This window comes from Paenibacillus sp. PK3_47 (assembly GCF_023520895.1).
GTDB lineage: Bacteria > Bacillota > Bacilli > Paenibacillales > Paenibacillaceae > Paenibacillus_AQ.
The window spans coordinates 3351636-3377654 of the sequence record NZ_CP026029.1; the positions used below are offsets into that span (position 1 = coordinate 3351636).

Genomic DNA, 26019 nt, shown 5'->3' on the forward strand with positions numbered 1-26019 from the left:
AGAGAGGACTGGAATCATTGAAGTCACCAGGAGTAACAGAACGAAGGCTGATACTGACAGGGGTGCTGCTGGCGACCTTTCTGGCGGCTATTGAAGGGACAGTAACCGGACCTGCCGGCCCGGCAATTGTCGGAGATTTTCAGGGCATTCAATGGCTGAGCTGGATTTTTACCGCCTATCTGCTGGCTATGGCGGTGGCAACACCGATCTTCGGCAAGCTGAGTGACCTGATCGGACGCAAGCCTGTATTTATCGGCGGAGCCGTTGTCTTTCTGCTTGGTTCGCTGCTCTGCGGCGTTTCCGGGAGTATGGAACAGCTGATTATATTCCGCGGAATCCAGGGAATCGGGGCCGGGGCGCTTATTCCGATGACCTTTACCATTATCGGCGATATTTACAGCATTAAAGAACGTGCCAAGACACAGGGGCTTCTAAGCTCTGTATGGGGGATTTCCTCGCTGGTTGGCCCGCTTCTGGGCGGCTATGTTGTAGATTATTTAAGCTGGCGCTGGGTGTTTGTCTTTAATTTGCCCTTTGGCCTGCTGTCGATTTTCTTTATCATGCGTTATCTGAAAGAAGAGAAAGTAAGGCGCAAGGCCAAAATCGATGTTGCCGGAGTGCTGCTGTTCGCGGCGGGTATGGGGGCGCTGCTCTACGGGCTGACAACAGGCGGACAGAATCTGCCCTGGACTTCACCGCTGCTGCTCGGCATCCTCGGCGTATCCGTCATCCTGCTGACCGCATTTCTGTTTGTCGAGCGGCGTGCACCTGAACCCATGCTGCCGCTTACGCTGTTCTCGAACCGTAATATTGCCGTATCCACCGCAGCCAATCTGCTGGTCAGCACCTTGATCATCGGCCTGTCTACGTATGTGCCGCTGTGGGTTCAAGGTGTTTTTGGCAAAAGCGCGGCACTCTCAGGCCTGCTGCTTGCCCCAATGTCTGTAGGCTGGATGCTGGGCTCCATTGCCGGAGGCCGAATGATTCTGCGGTCCGGCTCCCGCCGTACAGGCATGCTGGGGCTGGCGCTGATTGTCGCCGGGTCCGCCGGCCTTGCCTTTATGACCGGAGATTCTTCACAGCTGCTGCTGCTGATCCTGATGCTCTTCTGCGGGGTCGGCTTCGGCTACGCTTCTACAGTGTTTACAATTATCGCCCAATCCTCTGTCCGGCATGAACAGCGGGGAGCTTCCACAGCCCTTAATACGTTTACCCGCTCGCTCGGGCAGACGGTTGGGGTCGCCGTCTTCGGCTCCTGGCTGAATCTGACCATCAGCAGACAGCTGGCTGATGAACCGGGTTCCCCGGCGGCAGGAGAGGACATCAACCAGCTGCTTAATCCCCATGGCGGCAGCACACTGTCCGGCGAAGCCTGGAACAGTCTACACAGTGCGCTTGAGGGCGGTCTTCATTCCCTTTTCGTCCTGATGGCAGTGTTCGCGGTGCTGTCACTGCTCATTTCCTGGGGGCTGCGCAAGGGTGTTCCCTCTCTGGCAGAAGAAGAACACGCGCTCAAAAAGGCCTGATATCCGGGCGGAAGGTGTACTATAACAAAATGAAAAGGCTGGCCATCCCCGAACAGGATGGCCAGCCTTTTGGCTTGAAAGTATAAAGCTTTAAGATCATACAACTCAAGTCAGGTAGTGAATAGATTCACAACAGTTAAGGGGCAGATGTTACTTCCGCGGGAGCGGTGAGAGCTTCTCGGCCTGCAGTCCCATTTTCTTCAGAAGAATAATCATCTGTTCCTTCTCTTCGTCGTTCAGACCGCTGAATGCGAGATGCAGGCGCTCTGAATACTTCGGATACATCTCACTCATCAGATTCTCGCCTTCCGCAGTCAGCTCGGCAAAAATGACACGCCGGTCATTCGCGCAAGGCTTGCGCTGCAGATAACCGCGTTCCTCCAGCTTGTCGATCACATAAGTGACATTGCCGCTCTGCAGCAGCAGCTTGGCTCCGATCTGCTGGATCGGCTGAGGACCTTTGTAGTAGAGGACCTCCATTACGGCGAAGGCTGTGGGATTAAAGCCTTCAATCTTGCTGCCGGTAACGGCATGCTCATTGATGCTCTTAAATGACTTGGCAAAAACCCGGTACAAATGAAGTGTCAGCTGAGTATCGCGTTCATAGGATTGTATCATGCTTTTCCACCCTCTATCGTTATGTGTTAATCGTACAGGTTGCCCTGTACGGTTGAGAATACAGCCGGTATCCGGTAACTTGTTTTGCTGGGAATTTCTAATATAGCTTTACAATACGTCAAACAATGATTCTGGAACATGTGATTTGTCACAATGAGCACACTTTTAATTATTAAAAATCAAACATTTTTTTGATAATTATAAAATTTGGCAGTATTCCAGCCTTTTTGGCCATCCGTCTGCAGGATGACACGGGTTTACGTCTCCGGCGCAGCTTACAGATACACCCCGGGTGCGATGATCTCAACAGCACATTCCCTTACTATAAATTACAAATAAATGTAATTACATAACGGGGAGTGGAGTGGATATGAAACAAGGGGCGGAACTGGAAGTGCAGAAAGGGAAACTGACTGCCAACAAGCCGTTTATGCTGCTCATTTCGGCCCAGCTGGTCTCGAATATCGGGGACTGGCTGTATTTTCTGGCGCTGCTGACCATGGTAGGGCTGAAATGGCAGGCGACGCCATGGGAGATTACGGCGCTGTCCTTATGCATGGCCGTGCCTATGCTGCTGGGCGGCCCGCTGGCCGGTTATTTAAGTGATGTGCTGGACCGCAAGGCCATTATGATCGGTTCGGATCTGATCCGTGCCGGCATTGTTGCCGGTCTCATCTTCGCTGGTTCATTATGGCAGGTGTACATCTTGCTGGTGGCTAAAGGCATTATGGATGTCCTGTTCTCTCCAGCCAAAAGCGGCAAGCTTAAGGAGCTGGTACCGCCTGCACAGATGGATCAGGCGATAGCGCTCAGCTCCTCAATCGAACAGATTACCAAAATCATCGGGCCGGCTCTGGGCGGACTTCTGGTGGCGGCAGTCGGGATATCGGCTTGTTATTGGATCGACTCCATCACCTATCTGATCTCCGCGCTGATCCTGCTGGCTGTCCCGCATGCCGGGAAGTACCGGACTGCCAGAGAAAGTAACGGGGAAGCCGCTAACCGCTCCAAAGGCTTTCAAACCTTCCGCAGGGAAGCGGGGGCCGGTCTGAAGTTGATCAGCGGAATGCCGGTCGTGCTCAGCGGCATGATTATGCTTGTGTCAGTGCTGATGGTACTGCAGATTGCTGATTCACAGACCGTTACGCTGTTCAGGGAGATTCCCGGGGTCAGCGAGGATCTGCTGGGCTGGTGCATGGCTGCCAGCGGCTTCGGTACGCTGCTGTCCGCCCTGTTCACAGCCCGTCTGCGCGGTGCTGTGCGTCCGCTGGTCCTGATGAGCACCGGGGCGATCCTGATGGGTGCTGTCTTCGCATCAGCAGCTGTGATAACCTCCTACGGCGATGCGGGAATCTGGATGAATATCATACTGTTCGGCACCTTTGCTCTTGCGGGAACGGGAGCGGGCCTGGTCTTTATCCCCTTCAATGCCATGCTCCAGCGCCGGACACCTGAAGCCTACACAGGACGGGTGTTCGGTACAGTGAACAGTCTCACGAGTGCTGCGGTTATTCTGGGGCCTGTCGCCGGAGGGGCAATGGTGACTTCGGCGGGGCCGGTGGCTGCTTTTATTGTCTCGGGAATGCTGGCCGCAATGCTCGGAGCGGCAATGCTGATGCTGCGCGGCAGAATCGAGGGCAGCGATGAGACGGCACTGCAGGCTGTGTCTGAACCGGTAGCCTGATCAGGTACTTCATGTATAATGGATAAAAAAGGATTGCATTGGTTGGATGTAACGCAATCCATGGGAGAGGGAATGTGGTATGGAAGAGAATGTTGTATTGGAGGTTGCCATTGAAGAAGCCGGATATGAAGCGGGGGATAAACGGATTGCCGGCATCACCTTTGAAGTGCGGCGGGGACAGCTTCTTGGATTAATCGGTCCTAACGGGGCAGGCAAAAGCACGACCATTAAAACACTGCTCGGTCTGCTGAAGCATGCGAAGGCCAAGGTAACCATCGGAGGGGAGAACAGCTCCTGCGCTTATGTTCCGGAGCAGCCTGTGTTTTATGAGGACCTGACACTGTGGGAACATCTCGACCTGGCGGCTGCAGCCTACGGGATGCCTTACGAGTCATTTCAGGCCACGGCTGAAAGACTGCTTGCACAGTTCGGCATGGCGCATGTGCGCGATGATCTGCCGGCAGGCTTCTCCAAAGGCATGAAGCAAAAAATGATGCTGATGCTCGGCTTTCTGGTTCAGCCGGACATATACATCGTGGATGAGCCGTTCATCGGGCTCGATCCGCGCGCTACGAAGGATTTCCTGCGGCTGCTGGAAGAGGAGCGCCTGCGCGGGGCAGGGGTGCTGATGTCCACGCATGTGCTGGATACCGCTGAGAAAATCTGCGACAGCTTCGTGCTGATCTCCGGCGGACGAATGTCAGCAGCAGGTTCACTTGCGGAAATCCGCACAGCTGCCGGATTGGCGGAGGGGGCGTTGTTTGATTGCTTCGACGTGCTGACATGAAGGGGCGGGACCAGACAGTTATGAAGCTGAGCTCCTCCAAGGACAGAACCGGATATATATTTCCTTCCGCCCCCGCTTTGTTCCGGCGCAGGCTTCTCTCACACCTGCGGGAACAGACGGCAATTATTCGTACGGCAGCGGACTGGACTGTCCTGCTGTACATTATTATCCCGGGAGGACTGCTGGGAGGCCGGTACTATTATGGTTTCTGGCAGGAAGAATTACCGGCCTGGAGCAGCTATCTGCCGTTTGCAGCCATCCCTCTGCTGCTTGCGCTGCTGCTGGCAAGCGGCGGGATGATGCTGTTCCAGCAGGAGGGAGATTCCCTGTTCCTCCTGCAGCGTTCCGGCTGGAACAGGAAGATCATGTTCAAAGGAGTGGTATACAGCCTTATAGTTACCGCGCTTAAAATTTCAGCGGCCTATGTCATTCTGCTGCCCTTCATGATCCGCAGCTTCGGGCTGTCTACGGCTGCGGCTGGAGCCTTACTCGCACTGACCGTTGCCTGCGGCTGCTGTGTCAAGCTGTTTGGACACCTCGTAAAGGTGCAGCACATGGGCTTCCGGCGCTGGCTGTGGCTCCTTCCGGCAGTAACGCTGCCCTGCGGAATCTATGTCTGGGCAGCTGTTTCCTGGAGCAGCCGTCCAGTGCTGATGCTGACGGCCGCCGTCCTCTTTGCCGCAGCAGCGGCAGGAGCCGCCCGTCACCGTCTGCAGCTGCGCGGGAGCTTTGCCGACGGTGTGCGGGAAGACTTACGGCAGCGGATGAAAATTGCCGGATTGCTGCTGAGCCGGGTTCTCGACAAGCCGCGTCCTACCCGGTACAAACCGCGGATCCTGCGTAAATCGCAGCCGCTGCTGTCTTCAAGAGCGCCGGAAAGCCGTTTTGCCGCAGCGGGGATCAAAGCCCTGATGCGTAATCCGGCGCATCTGAAGCTGTATCTGCAGTTTACAGGGGTGTCGCTGGCTGTAATCCTCATCCTGCCGCCGGTACTGAAATGGCTGCTGTTCCTGGTGCTTACCTGTATGATGGCGTATTGGCTGTCTTCCTTCTGGTCGGGATTCGCAGGGGATGACTACATCGGCATCCTGCCGTTCACCAAGCAGCAGAAGGCCATAGCGGGTTCGCAGGCGCTGCAGATTCTGCTGCTGCCGTATGCCTTGGTATGCGCGGCTGTGCTCTGCATCCCGGTATACGGCTGGTGGGGAGTCCTGCTCTTTATACCTGCCGGTGCTGCTGCCGGTGTGCTGATCGCCCGGATGTTTAGCGAAATCCGTTTTGCCAAATAGTACAGATTCAGCTGCCCGCTAAGCCTGGCTACGGGAGCCGTACAGCAAACAGCGTTACTTGTGCATGTTGCACAGGTAACGCTGTTTTTGGGTTGGCAGGACAGGCTTCAGGTGATGAAGCTGCCTCCCTGCATCTTATTATGGCGGGAAGCCCGGAACGTTCGGAAAGCCGAAAGCAAATCATGGACATCAAAACCTGGACACCAAAGCCCCGCCCATTTCATCAATGGGATTTTCTCCACTTAATTTTCCTTGAAATGCCTAAATGGAGGAGTTAGCCGGAAAATCTCCACCTAATATACCGGATTCCATCACAAGTACAGGATAGGGACTCATTTAGGTGGAGGAATTCCATCTAAAACGTATAAATCGTAATATACACCGAAATTAGCTGGAGAAATTCCAACTGCAATTTGTGATACCACTTACTGAAACGGAATTTGCCAAAAACACTCATCCATTTTGTTGGATCAATATCCTTAGAATAAACAGTCTACTGCTGCCCCGCCGCATGCTTGCCCGCCGTATAACCGGTGGAGAAAGCCGCGGTTATATTATATCCCCCGGTATATCCGTGAATATCAAGAATTTCGCCGCAGAAGTACAGCCCCTGCATCAGCTTTGATTCCATCGTTTTAGGCTCGATCTCTTTCAGGTTGACCCCGCCGCCGGTAACAAAGGCTTCAGCCAGGGAACGGGTGCCATGGGCCTGAACCGGCATACGCTTCAGGAGCGCAGCCAGGGATTGGAGGCTGCTCTTCGGCAGGTGATGGCCGGTAATGTCTCCGTCGAGGCCGGCTTTGGCCAGCAGAAGCGGAATCAGCCTTTCCGGCAGCAGCCCTTTAAGCGAATTGCGGATCGCCTTCTTGGGCTCCAAGGCAAGCTTGTCCGTCAGCCGGGTCTCCACCTCCTGCGGATGGTCATCCGGGAACAGGTCAATGGACAGCTCGACGTCTTCTGTTCCTGATTTGCGCTGGACCTGGCGCAAAAATTGGCTGCAGCGCAGGGCAATGGGGCCTGACAGCCCGAAATGGGTAAAGATCATATCCCCGCGGTGGGCGATAACCTTCTTGCCCTTGGCATTCCAGACCGTCAGCGTGACATCACGCAGTGACAGCCCCTGCAAATCCCCGGATTTGATCCACTCCTCACGTGAAACGATCGGTACTTCTGTAGGAAATAGCTCCGTGATCGTATGTCCCGCCGCTTCGGCCCACGGATAGCCGTCTCCGGTAGAGCCGGTCTGCGGTACCGATTTTCCCCCGGTAGCGATAACGACGGCGCCGGCAGAGAATGCCTGGCCTGATTGCAGGCGCACTCCCAGCACCGCCCCGTTGTCATACATTACCTCGCGTACCGGACTATCGGTCAGGATCTGCACCCCGAGGCTGCGGACTTTGCTGATCAGTGCCGATACGACGCTTGAAGCTTTGTCGGACACAGGGAACATCCGCCCGTTGTCTTCTTCCTTCAAGGCAATCCCCAGGTTCTCAAAGAAGCTGATAATATCCAGGTTATTAAAATGGTCAAACGCGCTGTACAGAAACCGTCCGTTGCCGGGAATGTGCGCGATCAGCTCAGCGGTTTCCTTGACATTGGTCACATTGCAGCGCCCGCCCCCGGAAATTCCCAGCTTCCGGCCAAGCTTGGCCCCTTTATCTATCAGCAGGACGGAGGCGCCGTGTTCCGCAGCGGCAACGCTGGCCATCAGTCCGGACGGTCCTCCGCCAATAACAATTACATCATATTTACTCATGTGAAAATCTGCTCCTTTATATGCTTAACCCAGTACGGATTTCAATTGCTGCTAACGGCATCATACCATTCCGGCTGCGGTGTAGCCAGTATCACGGAATCTGCAGTGATATTCGTTGTCATAACAGCCCGGCTGTGCTTTAATCAGTAGAAAGGGGATTTTGTCCAATTTGAGGAGTGATTGCAATTTTTTATGCGGTAAAGGATATTTTATTGCAAATATTGTCTGCTAGCTCCTTTCTGGTTTTGCTCATATGGTGGATGGATCAAGGGAATGTAACCCGCAGAAACCGGCATTTTCCCGAGGACCAGGGATTTCTGATCATTATCAGTGCCATGAGTATTACCTTCTGCACCATCCTGTCTACTACATTATTTGATGTAGTGTATTTGAATCTGGCAATTTTACCCGCCTGCATCGGCATATTGTACGGAAATTTACGTTCGGGACTGTGCCTGGCGGCCTTTTTTGTTCTCTGCACGGCATTGTATTCCTCACAGCTCGGAGTCAGCAGCCTGATAATTAACAGTGGGGTTCTGCTCTATCCGCTGCTGTTCGGCTTAGCCGGACCTTTTAAGAATGGCAAGATTATTGAAAAAATAGGCATGCTGTGGATCGTTCTGTTTCCGAGCATGCTGTTCATCGTGCTTGTCCCCAAAATGTACAGCAGGAACATTTATGATACTAACCCGGAGAATGCTGTTCTGGCCGCAGTATATTTGTTCGTTACTGTTATATTGGGGGCTCTTTTTGTGTACACCATCGAAACCGCTTGGGACCGGCTGCAGGTCAAGGAACAGATGAAGGGGATCTCGGAGAAGTTCAAATGGCAGTCGGAGAAGCTGCAGCAGATTACGGATGTGGTAGAGCTTAATATTATGTCGCTGAATGACAGCGGATATGTGACGGAGCTGAATGAGTTCATGCTGAAGCTGATCCGACGCCATCATCCGAATTTCTCCAGGGAAATTATTTTGTCCCAGCCTGCCTCCCAGATTTTCAAAAATAATATGGATGAGAAGACGCTCGGTAATCTGAAGGACATCATCCGCAACAGACAGCGCTCCAATGCCAAAATCAAAGTGGATGACAGCACCTATCAGATCTATATTGCTCCGCTGGAGCATGAAGCCGGAGCCCCTGGCGGAACCGTACTGATCGTTCAGGACCTGACGGAGGAGGAGAAACTCCGCAGCGAGCTGGATAATGTCGAGCGTCTCACGCTGGTAGGACAGATGGCTGCCGGCATTACCCATGAAATACGCAATCCCATGGCGGTTGTCCGCGGATTTCTGCAGCTGATGAGGGAGAAGAGCCCGGATGAGCTTAACTCCTATTATCAGATCGTAATGGATGAGCTGGACCGTGCCAACAGTATTATCAACGACTTTTTGTCGCTGGCGCAGAGCCGGATTTCTGAAACGGAACGGGTGCAGCTGCATCATGTGATAGAAGAGCTGAGCCCTTTGATCTGGGCGGATGCCAATCTCCGCGGCCAGAGCGTTGAGCTCAAGCTGAATCCGTCGCTGCCGCTGCTCCAGCTGAATGTACGGGAGATCAAGCAGCTTATACTTAATCTTGTCCGCAACGGGATGGAGGCCATGGAGCCCAAGGGAGTGCTGACGGTAGAGACCCGGATTAACGGCGACAAGGTTGATCTGCTGATCAGGGATACGGGCGGCGGAATTCCGCAGGACCAGATCGACAATCTTTTTGTGCCCTTTTTTACAACCAAAAATCAGGGTACCGGTCTTGGCCTGCCTCTGTGTCTAAGTATTGTGGAGCGGCACAAGGGCTTAATAACCGTGAATTCCGAGGAGGGCGCAGGTACAGTTTTCACCGTTTCTTTTCCGGTAGAGCTTGATGAGGCCATGCAGGACAGGCACCCAGAGGACGAGGCACAGAGAATGGAGGTATGAAGGCAGTGCTGTAAATACGGAAAAAGAGGCCTGAGCGCCTCCCTTGCTTTCGCAGAGTATGCATGTATAATAAAGTTAGTGAGTACTGCTGTAGTGTATTCTATCCAAATATTACAAAAGGCAAAGGAGAGTGCTAAGAAATGTCCATGTCATTTAGTCAATATATGAGAGATTCAATTCAGCCTATGCGTGATGATCTTACCAGCATCGGATTTAAGGAGCTGCTGACTCCGGAAGAGGTGGAAGCTGCGCTTCCTGCCGCCAAAGGCACCTCGCTGATCGTCGTAAACTCTGTTTGCGGTTGTGCTGCGGGCCAATGCCGTCCGGGTGTAGCCCAGGCGCTGCAGAACGAGATTCTGCCGGATCATCTGTTCACCGTCTTCGCCGGCCAGGAGAAGGAAGCCACTGCCAAAGCGCGTGAATATTTTGCTCCATATCCGCCGTCTTCGCCGTCGATCGCTCTGATGAAGGACGGGGAACTCGTTCATTTTATTGAACGCCACGGTGTTGAAGACCGCTCGGCTGCTGAAATCGCTGCTGAACTGAAGGAAGTATTCAACCGTCTGTGCCAGTAATAGCTGTTAGGCCCTTTGATCTCGCATCAGCCGGAAGTCCGGCTGCATGCGGGATTTTTTCGGCATTTCAGGGTATATAATTGTTGTGCAATCAATGATAAGGACCATTTTCGAGAAATGAAACGGGGTGTAGTTAATGAGCTTGCAACAGGAGATTATTGCTGATTTAGGTGTAAAGCCTTCCATCGATGTGGAAGCAGAGGTTCGCAAGCGTGTGGACTTCCTCAAGGCATATGTGCGCCAGGCGGGAGCCAAGGGACTGCTGATCGCGATCAGCGGCGGCGTCGACAGCGCGGTAGCGGCAGGCCTGTGCAAACAGGCGACCGACGAGCTGACCGCAGAACATGGTGAAGAGTATATGACACTGGGCGTATTCCAGCCCTATGGCGTGCAGGAGGACATTGAACACAGCTATGCGGTAGCGAAGGCGTTTGCGCTGACCCATACCGTCGAAACCAACATTGAAGAAGCGGTGAACGAAATTGCGCTTGAGGTTGAGCACGGCCTGAAAGCGCTGGGACAGCACCGCCATATGACTCACCAGGGCAAAGGGAATGTTAAAGCGAGAACGCGCATGGTGATGCAGTATGCACTTTCTTTTGAGAATAATCTGCTCGTGGTCGGTACGGATCATGCGTCCGAGGCCATCACCGGCTTCTACACGAAATGGGGCGACGGTGCGGTGGATATCACTCCGCTCAGCACACTTAACAAGCGCCAAGTGCGCCAGCTTGCCGCCTATATCGGCGTGCCGGCTGATATCGTCACCAAAGCGCCGACAGCAGGCCTGTGGCCGGGACAGACGGATGAAACAGAGCTTGGCATTACCTATGATGACAACAGTGATTATCTGGAAGGCAAAGAGATTAATCCGGAAGCTGCAGCCAAGCTGGAGGCTTACTACCGGAGAACTGCGCATAAGCGCAATGTAATACCGGGAATTTAACAGCAGGCAACTACATCAAACCGCCGGGAATATCTGTCTGATGGACAGGCCTCCCGGCGGTTTTGGCTGTGGGGATATATAGGGCTGCAGCAGCAGATTATTTTGCAAGAATGTGGTCAATGAACGTTCCGGTGGCGGCAATAGCCTGCTCCAGCTGGGGAGTGCTTCCGGCAAAAGGATGTACAGTACCAAAGGTATGATTGCCGCCGTCGATCTGGATCCATTCAATATCGGGACGCAGTGACGTCAATTGTGCCGATCCGCGCCGCAGGTGCTCACCGTCCTCGCTGCCCTGGATCAGAATGGCCGGGAAGCCGGCTGTCTTCATCCGTTCCAGGATATTATACCGTTCGGCTTGCCGTTTGAGATCTTCAATGATCACGGCATCGAGCGGCATCTGCTGGCCTGTCCGCCCGTTGAGCACGTAGCTGCGGCCTTGTGACCTCATCTCGTTTTTCTGGTTCTCTGTGAACAGATCCAGATCCGTTATGCCATTCCAGGAGATGACTCCGGCAATTTCGTCCGGGTGATCCAGAGCGTAGAGCAGGCAGTCCCCGCCTCCGCGGCTGTGTCCCAGCAGGAACACGGGCAGGCTGCCGAACCGGTGATGCTGGCTGAGATAAGAGAGCAGAATCTCCATATCTTTCATCTCGCGGTTATACGTGTTGCGGGCAAACTTCTCCAGCTCGGTAAAATTGTACAGATCCTGGCCGATTCCGGCATGGGAGAAATTGAAGGTGATGACTTCATACTTCCGGCTTAGCGCGTCTGCTGTGTAGGGGAACATGCCCCAGTCTTTGAACCCTTTGTATCCGTGTGCAATAATAACCAGGGCTGCGGCCTGTTCCTTGGCGGGATAATGCGAGCAGCGCAGCACAGCATCCTCGCCGGCAGGCAGTTCAAAATTACGGTTCATCGGGAGATTCCCCTCGCTTTCAGAGAATATAAGGTATATGTGAATTGTTATGGATGATCAGAGGCAAGGCTGGCAGAAAGTGTCCGGGACAGCTATAATTTATAATCATTACAATGAAAGACTGTGCCAAAGCACAAGAAGATTATACCATTAGTAAACCTATTCTGGAATAACGGTGTCTGTACGGAAGACATGGTTATGAAAGCCTCGAATTAAGCGGCATGAATGTCTAGTAAGCATAGTTTTGATGGAAGGTATAGAGCGGTCTGGCCATAAGGAGTGTGGGATGATGATTTACGGAATCGGGCATGATGTGCTGGAAATCGGGCGGATTAAGGCTCTTATGAACAGAGGTTCCGGCAAAAGCTTTCTGCGGCGCGTCCTCACTGAAGGTGAGCTTGAACTGGCAAGGCAGCGCACCGGCAATGCTGCGGAGTTCGCAGCAGGGAGATTTGCGGCAAAGGAAGCGGTCGTAAAGGCGCTCGGCTGCGGAATCGGCAGCAGGGTGGGTTTTCAGGATATAGAGATTTTGCCTGATGCTTACGGCAAGCCAGAAGCAGCCCTCTCGGAGAAAGCCTGGGAAAGGCTGGGGCTTGAGAGAAGCCGGTACATTATTCATATAACAATTACGCACAGCCGGGAGCTGGCCTCCACCTTTGCGGTAGTGGAGCAGGTAGCAGAATAATCCAGAATCAAGGAGACTAATCATGACAACGCATGAACAACAAGAGATAGGTCGTCAGGAGGCGGGGTTATTCTTCAGCCGCAATCTGCTGGAATGGTACCACAGGCAGAAACGGGATCTGCCCTGGCGGCGCCACCGGAATCCGTATTACATCTGGATTTCGGAAATTATGCTGCAGCAGACAAGAGTAGATACGGTGATCCCTTATTTCAACCGCTTCATTGAGCGCTTTCCCACGGTGGAGTCGCTGGCTGATGCACCGGAAGAGGATGTGCTTAAATGCTGGGAAGGACTGGGCTACTATTCGCGTGCCCGGAATCTGCAGCATGCGGCAAGGCAGGTAAAGGAGCTGTACGGCGGACAGGTCCCGGATGACCGGGATGCCGTCTTCGGGCTGAAGGGCGTCGGCCCCTACACGGCCGGGGCGATTCTCAGCATTGCCTTCAACCGGCCTGAGCCGGCGGTGGACGGCAATGTGATGCGGGTGCTGTCCCGCTTCTTCCTGCTGGAAGATGATATTGCCAAGGGACCCACCCGCGTGAAGATGGAGCGCCTGGCGGCAGCGCTGATCCCGGAGGGGGAAGCCTCGCATTTCAATCAGGCGCTGATGGAGCTCGGGGCGCTCGTCTGCACCCCGAAATCACCGCGCTGCCTCACCTGCCCGGTGATGGAGCACTGCGCCGCGCGCCTGGCGGGCTGCGAGACATCGCTGCCCGTCAAGACCAAGGCCAAGCCGCCGCGCCCGGAGGAGCGGCTGACGGCCCTGATTGCCGGCCGCGGGGAACACGCGGGCCGGGTGCTCATCCGGCAGCGGCCGGCCAGCGGGCTTTTGGCCCGCATGTGGGAGCTGCCGCACTGGCTGGCGCCGCCTGCGGAGGGCGGCGCACCCGGCGCGCAGCTGCCGGAGGCCGCTGCGCTGGACCGGCTGCGCCGGTCCCTGCGGCAGGCCGGGATCTTCGCCCGGCCTGAGGAGCACTGGATGGCTGCGGAGCATACATTCAGCCATATTGTGTGGACCCTGCAGGTGTACCGCTGCAGGGAGGAGGATGCTCCCGCGCTGCCGCTGGCGGCAGAAGCGCGGGCTGCCTACGCGGCCGCGGAGCAGGCCGGCGGCGCGGAATCTGCGGCGGGGGCTGCTCCCGCCGGTCTGTTCGCGTACGGCGGGGGGCCGTCCGGCAGCACACAGGCGCAGATTGAGCCGTTCGAAGACGGCGGCGCAAGTCCCGAGGATGCCGGGGCGATCCGCTGGATCAACCGCGGGGATATGGAGAACTATGCTTTTCCGAACGTGTTCCTTAAGCTGCTGAACGCTTATTTTGATGAACTGGATAATGAGAAGTAGTATATAACACACAACAAAACGGCTGTGCGTATCCCTTACAGGATGGCACAGCCGTTTCGGTTGTAGCTATGGAGATAAGATCAGTTAAGCGGCTGAGCCGCAGGAGATCTTATTTTGCGCTTTCGTAGCGTTTGCCGACTTCTTCCCAGTTCACAACATTCCAGAACGCTTTGATGTAATCAGGGCGTTTGTTCTGGTAGTTCAGGTAGTAAGCGTGCTCCCATACATCGATGCCGAGGATCGGAGTAGCGCCTTCGCTGATCGGGTTGTCCTGGTTAGGAGTGCTGGTTACAGCCAGCTTGCCGTCTTTAACAACGAGCCAAGCCCAGCCGCTGCCAAAACGGGTAGTTGCCGCAGCAGCAAAATCTTCTTTGAATTTGTCGAATCCGCCAAGCTCGCTGTCAATTGCAGCTGCCAGAGCGCCGGTTGGTGCGCCGCCGCCGTTCGGTCCGATCACTTCCCAGAACAAAGTGTGGTTAGCATGTCCGCCGCCGTTGTTGCGCACAGCAGTACGGATAGCTTCCGGTACAGCATTCAGGTCAGTAAGGAGCTCTTCAATGCTTTTGTCTTGCAGTTCGGGTGCCTTTTCCAGTGCGGCGTTCAGGTTCGTCACGTAGGTGTTGTGGTGCCTGTCATGGTGAATTTCCATCGTCAATGCGTCGATGTGCGGTTCAAGAGCGTTGTTTGGATAAGGAAGTGCCGGTAATTGAAATGCCATGGAAAAATCCCTCCTGAGTAATTTTAATATAGATAAAGAATTTTGGCGGTCTTTGCGTCAAAACCCCTTATTTCCGATGTATCTCATAGGTTATGTACCCGTTAAGATACTCTAATTAAACCGTATCTGGAACAATAATGCAACATTAAACAAACATAAGTGTTTGAAAAGTAACCCCGGCTTAAAAGCTGACGGGAAATGTAAATGGTGTGTTAAACTTATAAAAAGCTGCTGGGCGTATATATGAAAGTCTATTTTCTCCCTTTTAAAAGGAATTATACAAAGATATTCAATGTAAACGCTTCATATCAAGCGCTTTCAAAAGAAAAATGATGATATCACGAGAAAAGTATGCTTTAATAGACTTAAAAGCAGGTATTCCTCGGTTTTTGCAGATTGGAGATATTTACGGCTGGTTAACACCCGGTTAATAATCTTTGATCGGTAAGAAAAGCCCCGCATGGATGGATTCGTGATTTCTTCGATTAGCATTTACTTTTTTGATGATTCGATGATTTCCCCGAAAGACATCTGTTTTTGTGTTTTTTGCTTTTCTTATTGCTTTTTTCCTCGCCACACTGTTAAGGGAACTCCTTCTTTTTGTAAAATTCTAAGCCATAGAAAAGGGAGATTTAAAGAATGCACGTTCGTTCCTTTCAATTAAGCGACGTTACCCCTGTGACTGAACTGCTGCAAACCGCATTGTCGGAAGAATGTTTCGAGAGCACAATCGAGCCTTTCTCCAGGCAGCTTTCATGGGATTCCGATCTCATTGTAGTTGCTGAGGATGAAGGAGAGCTGGTTGGTGCGCTGATTGGTACGATCGAGAAGAATCATGGCTGTTATTTCCGCATTGCCATCCATCCGGATTACCGCCGCAGAGGAATCGGCAGAAGTCTTGTATCAGCGATGGAGAACAGGTTTCAGGCGCGCAAGGTCAGCGGCATTTATGTAGCTGTCGATGAGCATAATTCCTTCGCCCTGCCGCTCTATGAAGCAATGGGATATGACGAGAATCACATCTTCAAATCCGTACGCAAGCTCAGCATTGTCGGATAATTTACTTTCTTTCGGGTACTGCGTAAGCGGAAACATTTTCTAGATTAGAGAACTATAGCGACTTGCATAGTCTGTTCCATTATACTAAAGCATATCTTCCCGCAATCCATTGCAAATGGGCGGGAGATATGCTTTTCTATTGTTATAGTTATGTTTTACCAAATATAAGCAAGAAGGTGGCACATGGAACGGGAGCTTGAAGGAGAACTCATGCGGGGGCGCAAGCAAAGATACCGCTCCAGTACCCATAACCGCCGGGGACCCGGACTCAGAAACAAATGGGTGATGGAGCTGCGGGACTGGATTTTTACTGCCCTCATTGTTTTTGCGCTGATGTCGCTGCTTAACCTGTTTGTATTTAACGTATCAACCGTTGTCGGGAAGTCGATGCAGCCGACGCTGATTGAAGGCGAGAAGCTGATTGTCAATAAAATTGCGTTAAGCTTTGCAAACCCGGGGCGCGGGGATATTGTTGTCCTTCATGATCCGAGCACCGGTCCGGACCGCAAGGAATTTCTGGTGAAGCGGGTGATCGCCATCCCCGGAGATATTGTAGAGGTGCGGGACCACAAGCTGTATGTTAACGGCAAGTTAGCCGATGAACCGTATACGGATACAGAGATTGAAGATCCTGATTTTTCGGAGCTGACGGTGGAAGCCGGTTCCTATTTTGTGATGGGGGATAACCGCCATGCCGGGGCCAGCAAAGACAGCCGTTACTTCGGCGCTGTTCCGCAAGACCGCATCGTCGGCAAGGCTGCATATATATGGTGGCCGCTGTCCAAGCTTAATGCGTTGTGAATGATATATATATAGTGAAAAGGAGCAGGCGAAATGAACATGAACACTCAGTCACCCTACGCTCCCCCGCCTTCCAAGTGGGACAATCTCAAAGCTGAAATCAAGGCTGCGGCAGCAGAGCTGGGTATTGACGATATCGGCTTTACAACGGCAGATCCTTTTCTATATTTGAAGAACATCCTTCAGGAGCACAGGGATAACGGGTATGAATCCGGTTTTGAGGAGCCTGATCTGGAGAAAAGAACAGTTCCGGCCCTGAAGAACGGAGTGCCGCAGTCGATCATTTCCATTGCGGTAGCCTATCCGTCCAAAATGGAGAACCCGCCCAAATCCGAACCGGGTGCACGGCGCGGCATTCTGGCCAGGGCTTCGTGGGGCAGAGACTATCATCATGTGCTGCGAGAAGCACTGGCAAAGCTTGAGATTTTCATCCGTGAGCGGGTTCCGGATGCAGTGATGGAGAGTATGGTTGATACCGGCGTACTGGTGGACAGAGCGGTGGCAGAGCGTTCCGGAATCGGCTTCAGCGGCAAGAACTGCTCCATTATTTCGCCCAAATGGGGCTCCTGGATCTATCTCGGGGAGATGGTCACAAGTATCCCGTTTCCCCCGGATGCACCGGTAGAGGAGGGCTGCGGGGATTGCACCAAGTGTATTGATGCTTGTCCCACCGGAGCGCTTGTAGGTCCGGGGCAGCTTAATGCCCAGGCCTGTATCTCGTATCTGACGCAGACCAAGGGCTTTTTAAGCGATGAATATATGACCAAGATCGGCAACCGGCTGTACGGCTGTGATACGTGCCAGATTGTCTGCCCGAAGAACCGCGGGAAGAGCTGGAACCACCGTCCGGAGCTTCAGCCGGATCCGGAGGTTGTCAAACCGCTGCTGCTGCCCATCCTGGAGCTCAGCAACCGCGAGTTCAAGGAGAAATTCGGCACAAGCTCGGCAGCCTGGCGGGGCAAAAAGCCGATCCAGCGCAATGCAGTGATCGCGCTCGGCAATTTCAAGGAAGCTGCGGCAGTTCCGAAGCTGACAGAGATTGTGCTGCGGGAACCCCGTCCGGAAATGCGCGGCGCTGCAGCCTGGGCGCTCGGCCGGATCGGCGGCGCGGATGCGCTTGCGGCGCTTAAGCGTTCCTTGCAGGGAGAAGAGGATACTGAGGTAAGGGAGCTGGCACAGGCTGCGCTGGAGAAGCTGGAGAAGCTGGAGCAGCAGGGTGAGCAGGACAAGCAGAGCAAGCTGTTACAGGCGGAAGGAGACGGACAGGCGTGATGAAGAGGGCAAAGGAGTCTGACACAGCTCCCGGGACAGCTGTCTATTATACGGAGATGGAGTCTCCGATCGGTCCGCTGACACTGTGTGCAACAGAAGCCGGGCTCTGCCTGATTGAATTTGGCACCATGGTTAATACAAGAAAGCGGATCGAGAAGTGGCTGGCAGCACATATGGGACAAGCTGTGCTGATGGCGGATGACCTTAAGCTAAACATGGCGAAAACACAGCTTGAGGATTATTTTGCCGGACGGCTCAAGGACTTCGCACTGGCGCTGGACATGCGAGGGACGGCATTCCAGCTGCGGGTATGGGAGGCGCTGTGCAGTATTCCTTACGGAGCTTCGGTTTCCTACAAGGATATTGCGGTGCAAATAGGAAATCCCCAGGCCGTGCGGGCAGTGGGCGGGGCGAACAACCGTAATCCTGTGCCGGTTGTTGTCCCCTGCCACAGAGTTATTGGTGCCGGAGGGGCGATGGTGGGCTATGGCGGAGGACTGGACATCAAAACCTCCCTGCTTGAGCTCGAAGCGCTGCAGGCCGGAACTCTTCTATTTTGAACCGCGGGATTTACCAATTGCTGTCCAGTTCTTGAAATGCTATGATAGATTCGCGTGCCCCTGGCGGGCCGCAGACAACTGAGTACAGAGGTGGACATCGGATGAATATTGTATGGCCTATTATTACGCTTGTTGTAGGTCTGATCGGCGGATTCTTCATCGGGGTATATTATCTGCGCAGACAAATGACAACGATGCAGAATGATCCGGAAATGCTGCAAAAGGTTGCCAAGCAAATGGGCTACAACCTGAACAGCAAGCAAATGCAGCGTGCCCAGCAGATGATGAAGAACGGCAATCAGCAGCCTGGACGTGCACCTGCAGCGAACAGAGCCCAGGGCCGCAAAAGAAAATAACCGGGCCCGGATATAGTAAATATAAGCGGGTGCGGAAGGGGGAGGTTTCATGGGGGGCACCAAGGAATATGTAAACGGCAAGGTTTCGGCCAACAGAGAGCAGATTGAATACCATGTCCAGAAGATATTGGAGTTAATTGGTGAGGACGCGGGCCGTGAGGGGCTGCTGGAGACACCGGCACGGGTTACACGGATGTATGAAGAGATATTTGGCGGTTATTCAGTAGATCCCCGCGAGGCGCTTGGCGTAACCTTTGATGAGTCACATGAAGAGCTGGTGATTGTAAAGGATATCGTCTATTACAGCCAGTGTGAGCATCATATGGCTCCTTTCTTCGGCAAGGTTCATATCGGCTATGTCCCAAGCGGCCGCATTGCCGGACTTAGCAAGCTGGCCCGTCTTGTGGAAGCAGTCAGCCGGCGCCTGCAGGTACAGGAACGCATTACAGCGCAAATTGCCGACATTATGGCAGAGGTGCTGAGTCCGCACGGAGTGATGGTCGTCGTCGAGGGTGAACATCTGTGCATGTGCGCCCGCGGGGTGAAGAAGCCCGGCAGCAAGACTGTCACCATGGCAACCAGAGGCACCTTCCGTGAAGATGCCGCCGCACGCGCGGAGTTCCTGGCCTTGATCAAAGAATAGAAGACATGGGCTTGCCCCATTTCTGTATATGATGAAGAGCCCTTTCAGCACTGCAAAGTGACTGGAGGGGCTTTTTACTTCGTTCTTGTATATAAGTCTGATTAGAACATATCTTTTCATCCGTTAGTGTGTTCTTGCGGCGGCCGAAAGTGTTAGTTTTGTACTGGAATGCATGTCGTGCAGTAGAAGCCTTGCAAAACGGCTTCAAATTCCGTTCTTTTGCACTTCGTACAAACGATTAGATTTCATTTTTATCCAGAATTTGTGCTGAACAAGTGTAGAAAGTGTTATGGAACGGTGGCCACTCCCCCTCAGACCGCCCGGTTGCTCCTATTTCTCATGTGCCACCTGTAACTGCAACTTCTCTACCACACACACTACACACCACACTAAGTCACCTTTTAAAAGGCTGAGTTAAACTTTAGCAGGAATTCCTCCACTTAATTTACTCTAAACCCAAGAAATTGCGACGTTAGCGGGAAAATGTCCATTTAAAAATTCGAATTTCGGTATCTGAGCAGCGTTTGGGCTGAAATAGACGGAGGAATTCCATGTAAAGATCATAAATGATGAAGAATGATTAAATTAGCTGGAGAAAATCTAACTAATTGTTGGCGACCACGTCACTGTAACCTATGGATGCTATCCGTATGTCCGCTTTAGCCGAAATCAAAGATATTTCTACCTCCAGACCGTCCGTTTGCCAAAACTAGCTGGAATCAAAGGCATTATTACCTCTCAGTCCTGCCATAAGCAACATTGGAGCAAACATGAAGCGCCGTGGATATACGAAATATACTGAAATTAGACTGAACCGGCGCAGCAGAGATCAGCAGAGATCAGCACAGAGCAGCACAGATTCTGCCCCAGTTCATCCTCAATCTATCCTCGATCAATCCTCAATCTATCCTCAATCCATCCTCATCCCATCCGCATTCATCCCCAGTGCAATCCACATCCGGCGCAGAAGAACATTTTACTTTAGTTAAAAAGGCTGCCAGACCAGCCTCCGTGCCGCAGCATACCGCTCGGATACATACGGCCAGTTGACGACCTTCCACCAGTCTTTGATATAATCGGCCCGGTTATTCTGGTGCTTGAGGTAGTAGGCATGCTCCCACACATCCAGAGCCAGCAGCGGAACGACATCCCATTGCGACAGGTTCTGGTGCTTCTCAGCGGTCAGGATCTCCAGCCTGCGGCTGCGGGGGCTCCAGACCAGAATCGCCCATCCGCTGCCCTCGACTTTGTTAGCTGCCTCAGTGAACTGGGCCTTGAAGGCATCATAGCTGCCGAAGCTGTGCTCAATCCCGTCCAGCAGTGCTCCTGTAGGGCGCCCCCCGCCCTGAGGGGACATAATGTTCCAGAAGATCGTATGCAGGTAATGGCCCGCCCCGTTAAAAGCAAGCTCCCGCTCCCAATGCTTCACCAGATCAAAATCGTTGTTCTTCCGCGCCTCGGCCAGCTTAACCTCTGCTTTGTTCAGTCCGTCTACATAACTTTTGTGATGCTTATCGTGGTGGATAACCATTGTTTTCTCATCGATGTAAGGCTCAAGCGCATTATAGGCATATGGCAGCGGAGGCAGTGTATGCCCGCCGACCGGGACGGAGCCGGGCTCCCGCACTGTATCCAGCGCCTCTTCCCGGACGGTCCACTGCTCCTCAGCAGGTAAGCTGCTGTCTCTGATCGTGATGACCCGGGAATCGTTATGCTCGGTTTCAGCTTCCCGCATCAGCCCGGAAACCTGCCCGGGCGCACTGAGCGCTCCCAGCACTGCGAGGAAATATTCCGATTCCCGGATAATATGCAGCAGTACAACGCCGGCAAGCGGCTGTGAGGCTGCTTGCGCGCTGGATTCGCGGATTGCATACAGCTGGCGGATGAATTCCCGTGACTGGGCGCAGACAACCTGAAGCAGCTGTTCTGTCTCGGCGGCAAGTTCCATATGTCCGGCAAATCCCGGATCAAGTGAAGCCTCCAGCAGCCCCCTGGACGCCTGCTCTGTAGCGCCAAAGACGACTGCCCACTCATTCAGCAGCTTGACATAAGAGGGTTCAAGGTTCGGAATAATGGCCTTGATCACCTCGGTATGCTCCTTCTCCTGGGTCTTCCAGAATATGATTTCCTCCAAGATGCGCGCCGGCAGCAGCGGTCCGTATACATACAGCATAACTCGCAGTCCTCCCGTCCAATGTTTTTGACGGTTCAGTATATGAGGGGGGCCGCCGGGTTATGTAGCGTTTTAATGCTTTTCATAATGCAGCAGTGCGGGCAGATGGCCGGTGACCCGCATATACATTTGCGCAAAAAAAAAAGAGTGCAGATTATATTGAACAATCAGTCTGCACTCTTTGACACAACTCTTTCGGTTATTAGTCCGCATTTGCGGTCTGTGTATTCTCCGGGCTCTCGCTCATGGCCAGCTGTACATTGCCGAGAAAAGCGGACACCCGCCGTAAATATTCACGCGGATGTTCGCGGAACAGCAGCTCATGATGGCTGTCCTCTATGATCCATGAATCAGAATAGGGATTACTCTGGTTCGCCGCCAGCTCCTCGGCAATCGGATAAGGTGCTTTATCATCCTTCGTGCCGTGCATGAACAGGACCGGGAACGGATAATCCATAGCCTTGACCTTGGCATAAGGGATCTGGTTCAGCCCTGTGCCGTTCAGCACCGGGAAGAGCAGCTCCATGATTTCCAGGGTAGGCTGGCGGGGAAGATCTATATTTTGCTTGATATTATGATATAGGGTGTCCGGCTCCAGCAGAAAAGTGCTGTCCAGAATCATCGCATCGACATCCTTGGTCACAAGCCCTGCCTGAAGCGCGGTACCTGCGCCCATGGAGAAGCCCCAGACGACAATTTCCTTAGCGCCGCGTTCCTTGGCCAGCTGAATGGCCCCGAGAAGCTGCTGGGATTCCTTTTTGCCTCCGGTGGCGATGTCCTTGTTGCTCTGGGAGGCAAAGCCGTAGTCAAACATGACCACATTGAAATTCAGGCTGTGGGCATAATGCGCCAGATCGTACATCGGTACCCAGGCTTCTTCGCGGTTCGCGCCATATCCGTGACTGAAGACAATGGTCTTGGTGGAGCCTTCCGAAGGAATATACCAGCCCTGCATCATCCGGCTGCCGTCCGCTGCAGGAAAATTCACATCCTCATATTCCAGCCCCTTTGCCAGCGTGGGATTGGAGTAGAGCGGAGCTACCGTAGGGTTGGACAGCACCCAGGCAATATAGGCATGCAGCGCAATAAAACAGAAAACAAAAAAGAAAAAAACCGAGAGCAGCAGAGCAACGACAATATGTTTGAGGCCAATCATCCGCAGTGACAGCTTGGGGGCACTTTTCGGATGATGTTTGTCAGGCTCGTGTGAGACTGGCGGGCCAGTGCGTGTTGTAGCCAGATCCATAAGATCCACTCCCAAAATCTTGATTCATACCATTAAATACATAAATGCAAAACTGCTTCATGCTATGAACTATATCTGCCTGACGCAGCATAATACTTCATATATTTAATCGTATGGGCATGCCCTTACAAAGTCAATGAATTCGCCGCTTTTGTAATGTAACTGTAAAGTGCGGACCAGACATTTCCGGTGTATGAATGTGCTGGACATTCCTCAGGGCTTTGCACTAAGATAGAGTTGATTATGTACAATATTGTAACCGGGTTTCATTTGATGAAACAGGTGAGGGGAGATTGCAGTGGAAGATCGGAAGCTGACCGTACGTGCTGTAGAACGTGCGCTTGATATATTACTGTGCTTTACCAAGGAGGACGATCTGAGCCTGACAGAGATAGCCGCCAAGATCAGCCTGCATAAAAGTACGGTACACCGGCTGCTCACTACACTAGAGGAAAAGGGGTTCCTTGTGCGGAATGAAGCCACGGATAAATACCGGCTGGGTATCCGCATCTGGGAGCTGTCGGCGCATCTGCCGACTCTGGATGAGCCTGCAGCGCTGCTGCTTCCGGCTATGGAGCGGCTGAGAGACCGGCTCGGGGAGACGGTCAGCCTGTATCTCCGGGATGATCTGGAGCGTGTGCGCATCCAGGCTGTCCAGAGCCGGCAGGCCATCCGCCGGGTAGCGCAGATCGGCGCCAGGCTGCCGCTCTCTGTGGGCGCCTCCAGCAAGGTGCTGGCTGCCTATGCGCCGCAGGAGGTGCAGACACGGCTGCTGGCGGATCCATCCTGGCCGGAGTCCGTGGTCCGGAGCCAGTACCTGGAGCAGCTCAAGGAGGTTACGCGGCGCGGCTATGCCACCAGCTTTGAAGAACGTGAGCCGGGGGCTGCAGCCGTCGCTGTACCTATTGTCGGGCGCAGCGGCCAGGTGGTTGCTGCTCTGTCACTGTCCGGACCCGTCAGCCGTCTGTCACGGGAGACGCTGGAGGAGTATGCCGTGATTCTGGCGGAGAATGCCGCTGAAATGGGACTGATGATGGGTTAAGCAGATCCGCTTCGTTAGGTGACGGTATTATGGGTAAATAAGAATTAAAGGCTGAGTACGTCAGTTCTGGAAAAAAATGTGTAAAACTCGGCAGGTAGACGGATCAGATGATTTAAAACGCATTCTACTTCCAGCGCGTGGGGTGATTTTATGAAGGCTGCGGTACCCGATTCATGGATGGACGAAATTCAACAGCTGCAAGATACATTTGGATCTGTTACAGGATTGGCTATGGTGTTAACGGACCAGGAAGGTAACCTCATTACCTGCCCGACAATTCCCGAGATTCTATATCAGGAAATCCTGGATTCATTGCCGGATATGGAACGGAAGTTTAGGCATTGTATGTGGCAGCTGGGTACAGTATCTTACCCAGTTGTCATGGACAACTGGGTTCCCGGCTTAAAATATATAGTCAGCCCGCTGGTACCCGTATATGGAAGCATGTATTGCCTGTGGTCTGGCTTCTATATGGAGCAGGATACGAAGGATATGGTACTTGCCGCCTTAACTGCAAAAATGAAAAATCATCCGGAATTTGCTCGGCTGAAATCAGAGCTGGAGGCCATGCCTGAGCTAAGCGGGGAGCGGATCGCAGAAATCAGGGGAAAGCTGGATGCTCTCAGCGGTATAATGCGTAAGCTGCTGGCAGGCTGGACTTCCCAGCCCGTGCCGGATAGAGGCGGGATGATGGCCGGCCGGCTTCTTTCCGGTCTGGAAGGGGACTCCCTGAACGTTCATGAGGTGCTGCAGCAAATGGAGGGAACCTTGTCAGGAGCGGAGCTGTATGCCGTTGCCCGGGAGGAACGCCGTAAAGAAGGAATCCGCTGGCTGAAGGAAGCTGCCCGGCTTCTGCCGCAGACGTCCTCGGTGAAGGAGCTGGCGTCCCGGCTGCTGGATGTGGTCATGGGCCTGCCCTTCTATCCGCAGTCCGTATTTGTCTTTTTTCAGAGCAGTGAAGACGGAGAGAACCATTACTTCTCCAGGGGGTGGGCAGAGGAAAACGGCATCCATTACGTAAAAGATCTGAAATCACGCTACTCACCGCAAGCCTTTATGTCCTCGGCTATTGTCAATGAGACTGTTGAGCAGGTTTTGCTTGAGTGTCCCCTGTTGTTCAGGAACCGGTTCAAAGGTCTGCTCTCCGTCGGATTCAGGAGCAGAAATGAAGCGGAGGAGTGGCAGGATTACATTGAACCGTTCACAGGGCTGGGAGCTGCAGTGTTAAGCCTGCTTGAAAGAGATGAGCTCTACCGGGAGCAGTCGGATTTGTTCCTGGATAATCTCCGCCAGTATCTGCAGAATGTGAATGCAGAGCTGCACAGCCTGTCGCTGGAAGCTGCTCATATGGCATATGATTTTGCACGCTATGTTGGAATGACTGCGGAAGAGGCTGAACAGGTGAAGAGGACAGCCCTGCTGTCTCCTTTTGAGATGGGAATCCTGAAGGAATTCGGACTTTTCCCTGATGAAGCTTCACTGTTAGGGCAAATCGACCAGTTGTCTTCTTCTTATGTGGCAACAGACAGGCGCGTATTGGCCTTGCCTGCACAAGTGCTTGTACTGGTATTGCAGCATATCGGCGGGGAAGTACAGATAAAGGAGTTCAGAGGCGCTCCGCCCAAATGGGTCGATCCTTCCAGATATCGTCCGGATTCCGCAGTAAGGAGCTTCATTGAGGGGGAACGGCTTTCCGCCTTCCAGTCCTTTTTGCAGAACGGAGGACAATCCAAGTTGTTAAAGGAAGCGGTTACAACCGGGCGGCTGCTGGATAATGCTGCACTTAAGGCCCCCAAGGAGGAGTGGGGAATCTCGCCGCGGGAAGAAGAAGTGCTTGAGCTGATCGTCAACGGGAAGACCAACAAGGAGATTGCCAATATTCTGTTTATCAGTGAGCATACTGTGAAAAACCATTTGAGCCGGATTTTCGATAAAATGAATGTGACGGACCGCTCGCAGATTATAGCTCTTGTCTACAAAAAAATTCTGTACTCTGAACGTATTGAAATTTGAGCTGAAGCCTAGCCGGAGTGAGCTAAAAAGGCAAGGAAAGGGCATCCCCGCAGCCGTCAACGGCTGATGGGGATGCCCTTTATCAGATCTATT

General features: G+C 53.2%; 21 protein-coding genes and 1 pseudogene. 16 read left to right on the forward strand and 6 right to left on the reverse strand.

Annotation, left to right across the window (positions count from 1 at the left end):
* The first annotated feature begins 17 nt into the window (after positions 1-17).
* On the forward strand, positions 18-1526 hold the full coding sequence (locus tag C2I18_RS15010; RefSeq protein ID WP_481857910.1) for an MDR family MFS transporter: 1509 nt from the start codon (positions 18-20) through the stop codon (positions 1524-1526).
* Between the two features lie 150 nt (positions 1527-1676).
* Here C2I18_RS15010 and C2I18_RS15015 read toward each other — a convergent pair whose 3' ends face one another.
* Positions 1677-2144 (reverse strand): MarR family winged helix-turn-helix transcriptional regulator, encoded by a 468-nt coding sequence (locus C2I18_RS15015; protein ID WP_249901937.1) that lies wholly within the window; start codon positions 2142-2144, stop codon positions 1677-1679.
* Between the two features lie 370 nt (positions 2145-2514).
* Here C2I18_RS15015 and C2I18_RS15020 point away from each other — a divergent pair, with 370 nt between their 5' ends.
* The 3 genes from C2I18_RS15020 to C2I18_RS15030 all read left to right on the forward strand — a co-directional run bounded on the left by C2I18_RS15020 (position 2515) and on the right by C2I18_RS15030 (position 5904).
* Positions 2515-3828, forward strand: coding sequence for an MFS transporter (locus C2I18_RS15020; RefSeq protein WP_249901938.1), 1314 nt, complete (start codon positions 2515-2517; stop codon positions 3826-3828).
* Positions 3829-3907: 79 nt separating this feature from the next.
* Complete coding sequence (locus tag C2I18_RS15025) at positions 3908-4615, forward strand: ABC transporter ATP-binding protein (RefSeq protein ID WP_249901939.1); 708 nt, start codon at positions 3908-3910, stop codon at positions 4613-4615.
* Positions 4594-5904 carry an ABC transporter permease gene (locus C2I18_RS15030; RefSeq protein WP_249901940.1) on the forward strand — a complete coding sequence of 437 codons (1311 nt, stop codon included), beginning with the start codon at positions 4594-4596 and terminating at the stop codon, positions 5902-5904. Before C2I18_RS15025 ends, C2I18_RS15030 begins: the two co-directional genes overlap by 22 nt.
* Positions 5905-6397: 493 nt before the next feature.
* Here C2I18_RS15030 and C2I18_RS15035 read toward each other — a convergent pair whose 3' ends face one another.
* Positions 6398-7660: a BaiN/RdsA family NAD(P)/FAD-dependent oxidoreductase gene (locus C2I18_RS15035; protein WP_249901941.1), complete on the reverse strand. Its 1263-nt coding sequence runs from the start codon at positions 7658-7660 to the stop codon at positions 6398-6400.
* Between the two features lie 260 nt (positions 7661-7920).
* Here C2I18_RS15035 and C2I18_RS15040 point away from each other — a divergent pair, with 260 nt between their 5' ends.
* From C2I18_RS15040 to nadE, 3 genes are all read left to right on the forward strand, one after another.
* Entirely contained in the window at positions 7921-9579 is a 1659-nt protein-coding gene (locus C2I18_RS15040; RefSeq protein WP_249901942.1) for a two-component system sensor histidine kinase NtrB, read from the forward strand.
* Positions 9580-9719: 140 nt separating this feature from the next.
* On the forward strand, positions 9720-10154 hold the full coding sequence (locus tag C2I18_RS15045) for a BrxA/BrxB family bacilliredoxin (RefSeq protein WP_249901943.1): 435 nt from the start codon (positions 9720-9722) through the stop codon (positions 10152-10154).
* A gap of 136 nt (positions 10155-10290) precedes the next feature.
* Positions 10291-11100 carry an ammonia-dependent NAD(+) synthetase gene (nadE, locus tag C2I18_RS15050; protein ID WP_249901944.1) on the forward strand — a complete coding sequence of 270 codons (810 nt, stop codon included), beginning with the start codon at positions 10291-10293 and terminating at the stop codon, positions 11098-11100.
* A gap of 97 nt (positions 11101-11197) precedes the next feature.
* Here nadE and C2I18_RS15055 read toward each other — a convergent pair whose 3' ends face one another.
* On the reverse strand, positions 11198-12016 hold the full coding sequence (locus tag C2I18_RS15055; RefSeq protein ID WP_249901945.1) for an alpha/beta hydrolase family protein: 819 nt from the start codon (positions 12014-12016) through the stop codon (positions 11198-11200).
* A 289-nt stretch (positions 12017-12305) separates the two neighbouring features.
* Here C2I18_RS15055 and acpS point away from each other — a divergent pair, with 289 nt between their 5' ends.
* On the forward strand, positions 12306-12701 hold the full coding sequence (gene acpS, locus C2I18_RS15060) for a holo-ACP synthase (protein ID WP_249902132.1): 396 nt from the start codon (positions 12306-12308) through the stop codon (positions 12699-12701).
* Between the two features lie 22 nt (positions 12702-12723).
* Positions 12724-14043, forward strand: a complete 1320-nt coding sequence (gene mutY / locus C2I18_RS15065) for an A/G-specific adenine glycosylase (RefSeq protein WP_249901946.1) — start codon at positions 12724-12726, stop codon at positions 14041-14043.
* Between the two features lie 109 nt (positions 14044-14152).
* Here mutY and C2I18_RS15070 read toward each other — a convergent pair whose 3' ends face one another.
* A complete protein-coding gene (locus C2I18_RS15070) occupies positions 14153-14761 on the reverse strand; it encodes a superoxide dismutase (protein ID WP_249901947.1) in 609 nt (202 codons plus the stop codon).
* A 639-nt stretch (positions 14762-15400) separates the two neighbouring features.
* Here C2I18_RS15070 and C2I18_RS15075 point away from each other — a divergent pair.
* The 5 genes and pseudogenes from C2I18_RS15075 (at position 15401) to folE (ending at position 19452) form a co-directional block, all read left to right on the forward strand.
* Positions 15401-15820 carry a GNAT family N-acetyltransferase gene (locus C2I18_RS15075; RefSeq protein ID WP_249901948.1) on the forward strand — a complete coding sequence of 140 codons (420 nt, stop codon included), beginning with the start codon at positions 15401-15403 and terminating at the stop codon, positions 15818-15820.
* Positions 15821-16003: 183 nt separating this feature from the next.
* Positions 16004-16621, forward strand: coding sequence for a signal peptidase I (gene lepB, locus C2I18_RS15080; RefSeq protein WP_249901949.1), 618 nt, complete (start codon positions 16004-16006; stop codon positions 16619-16621).
* A gap of 33 nt (positions 16622-16654) precedes the next feature.
* Positions 16655-18453: pseudogene (gene queG, locus C2I18_RS15085) on the forward strand (tRNA epoxyqueuosine(34) reductase QueG).
* 101 nt (positions 18454-18554) lie between these two features.
* Complete coding sequence (locus tag C2I18_RS15095) at positions 18555-18809, forward strand: YneF family protein (protein ID WP_249901951.1); 255 nt, start codon at positions 18555-18557, stop codon at positions 18807-18809.
* 49 nt (positions 18810-18858) lie between these two features.
* Entirely contained in the window at positions 18859-19452 is a 594-nt protein-coding gene (gene folE, locus C2I18_RS15100) for a GTP cyclohydrolase I FolE (RefSeq protein WP_249901952.1), read from the forward strand.
* 985 nt (positions 19453-20437) lie between these two features.
* Here the strand turns inward: folE and C2I18_RS15105 are convergent.
* Positions 20438-21625 carry a Fe-Mn family superoxide dismutase gene (locus tag C2I18_RS15105; protein ID WP_249901953.1) on the reverse strand — a complete coding sequence of 396 codons (1188 nt, stop codon included), beginning with the start codon at positions 21623-21625 and terminating at the stop codon, positions 20438-20440.
* Positions 21626-21827: 202 nt separating this feature from the next.
* Positions 21828-22871, reverse strand: a complete 1044-nt coding sequence (locus C2I18_RS15110) for an alpha/beta hydrolase (RefSeq protein ID WP_249901954.1) — start codon at positions 22869-22871, stop codon at positions 21828-21830.
* Positions 22872-23169: 298 nt separating this feature from the next.
* On the opposite strand from C2I18_RS15110, the gene C2I18_RS15115 reads away from it, so the two are divergent.
* Together C2I18_RS15115 and C2I18_RS29640 are read left to right on the forward strand one after the other, a co-directional pair.
* Positions 23170-23913 (forward strand): IclR family transcriptional regulator, encoded by a 744-nt coding sequence (locus tag C2I18_RS15115; RefSeq protein WP_249901955.1) that lies wholly within the window; start codon positions 23170-23172, stop codon positions 23911-23913.
* Positions 23914-24090: 177 nt separating this feature from the next.
* Positions 24091-25926 carry a response regulator transcription factor gene (locus C2I18_RS29640; protein WP_275100989.1) on the forward strand — a complete coding sequence of 612 codons (1836 nt, stop codon included), beginning with the start codon at positions 24091-24093 and terminating at the stop codon, positions 25924-25926.
* The last annotated feature ends 93 nt before the right edge of the window (positions 25927-26019 follow it).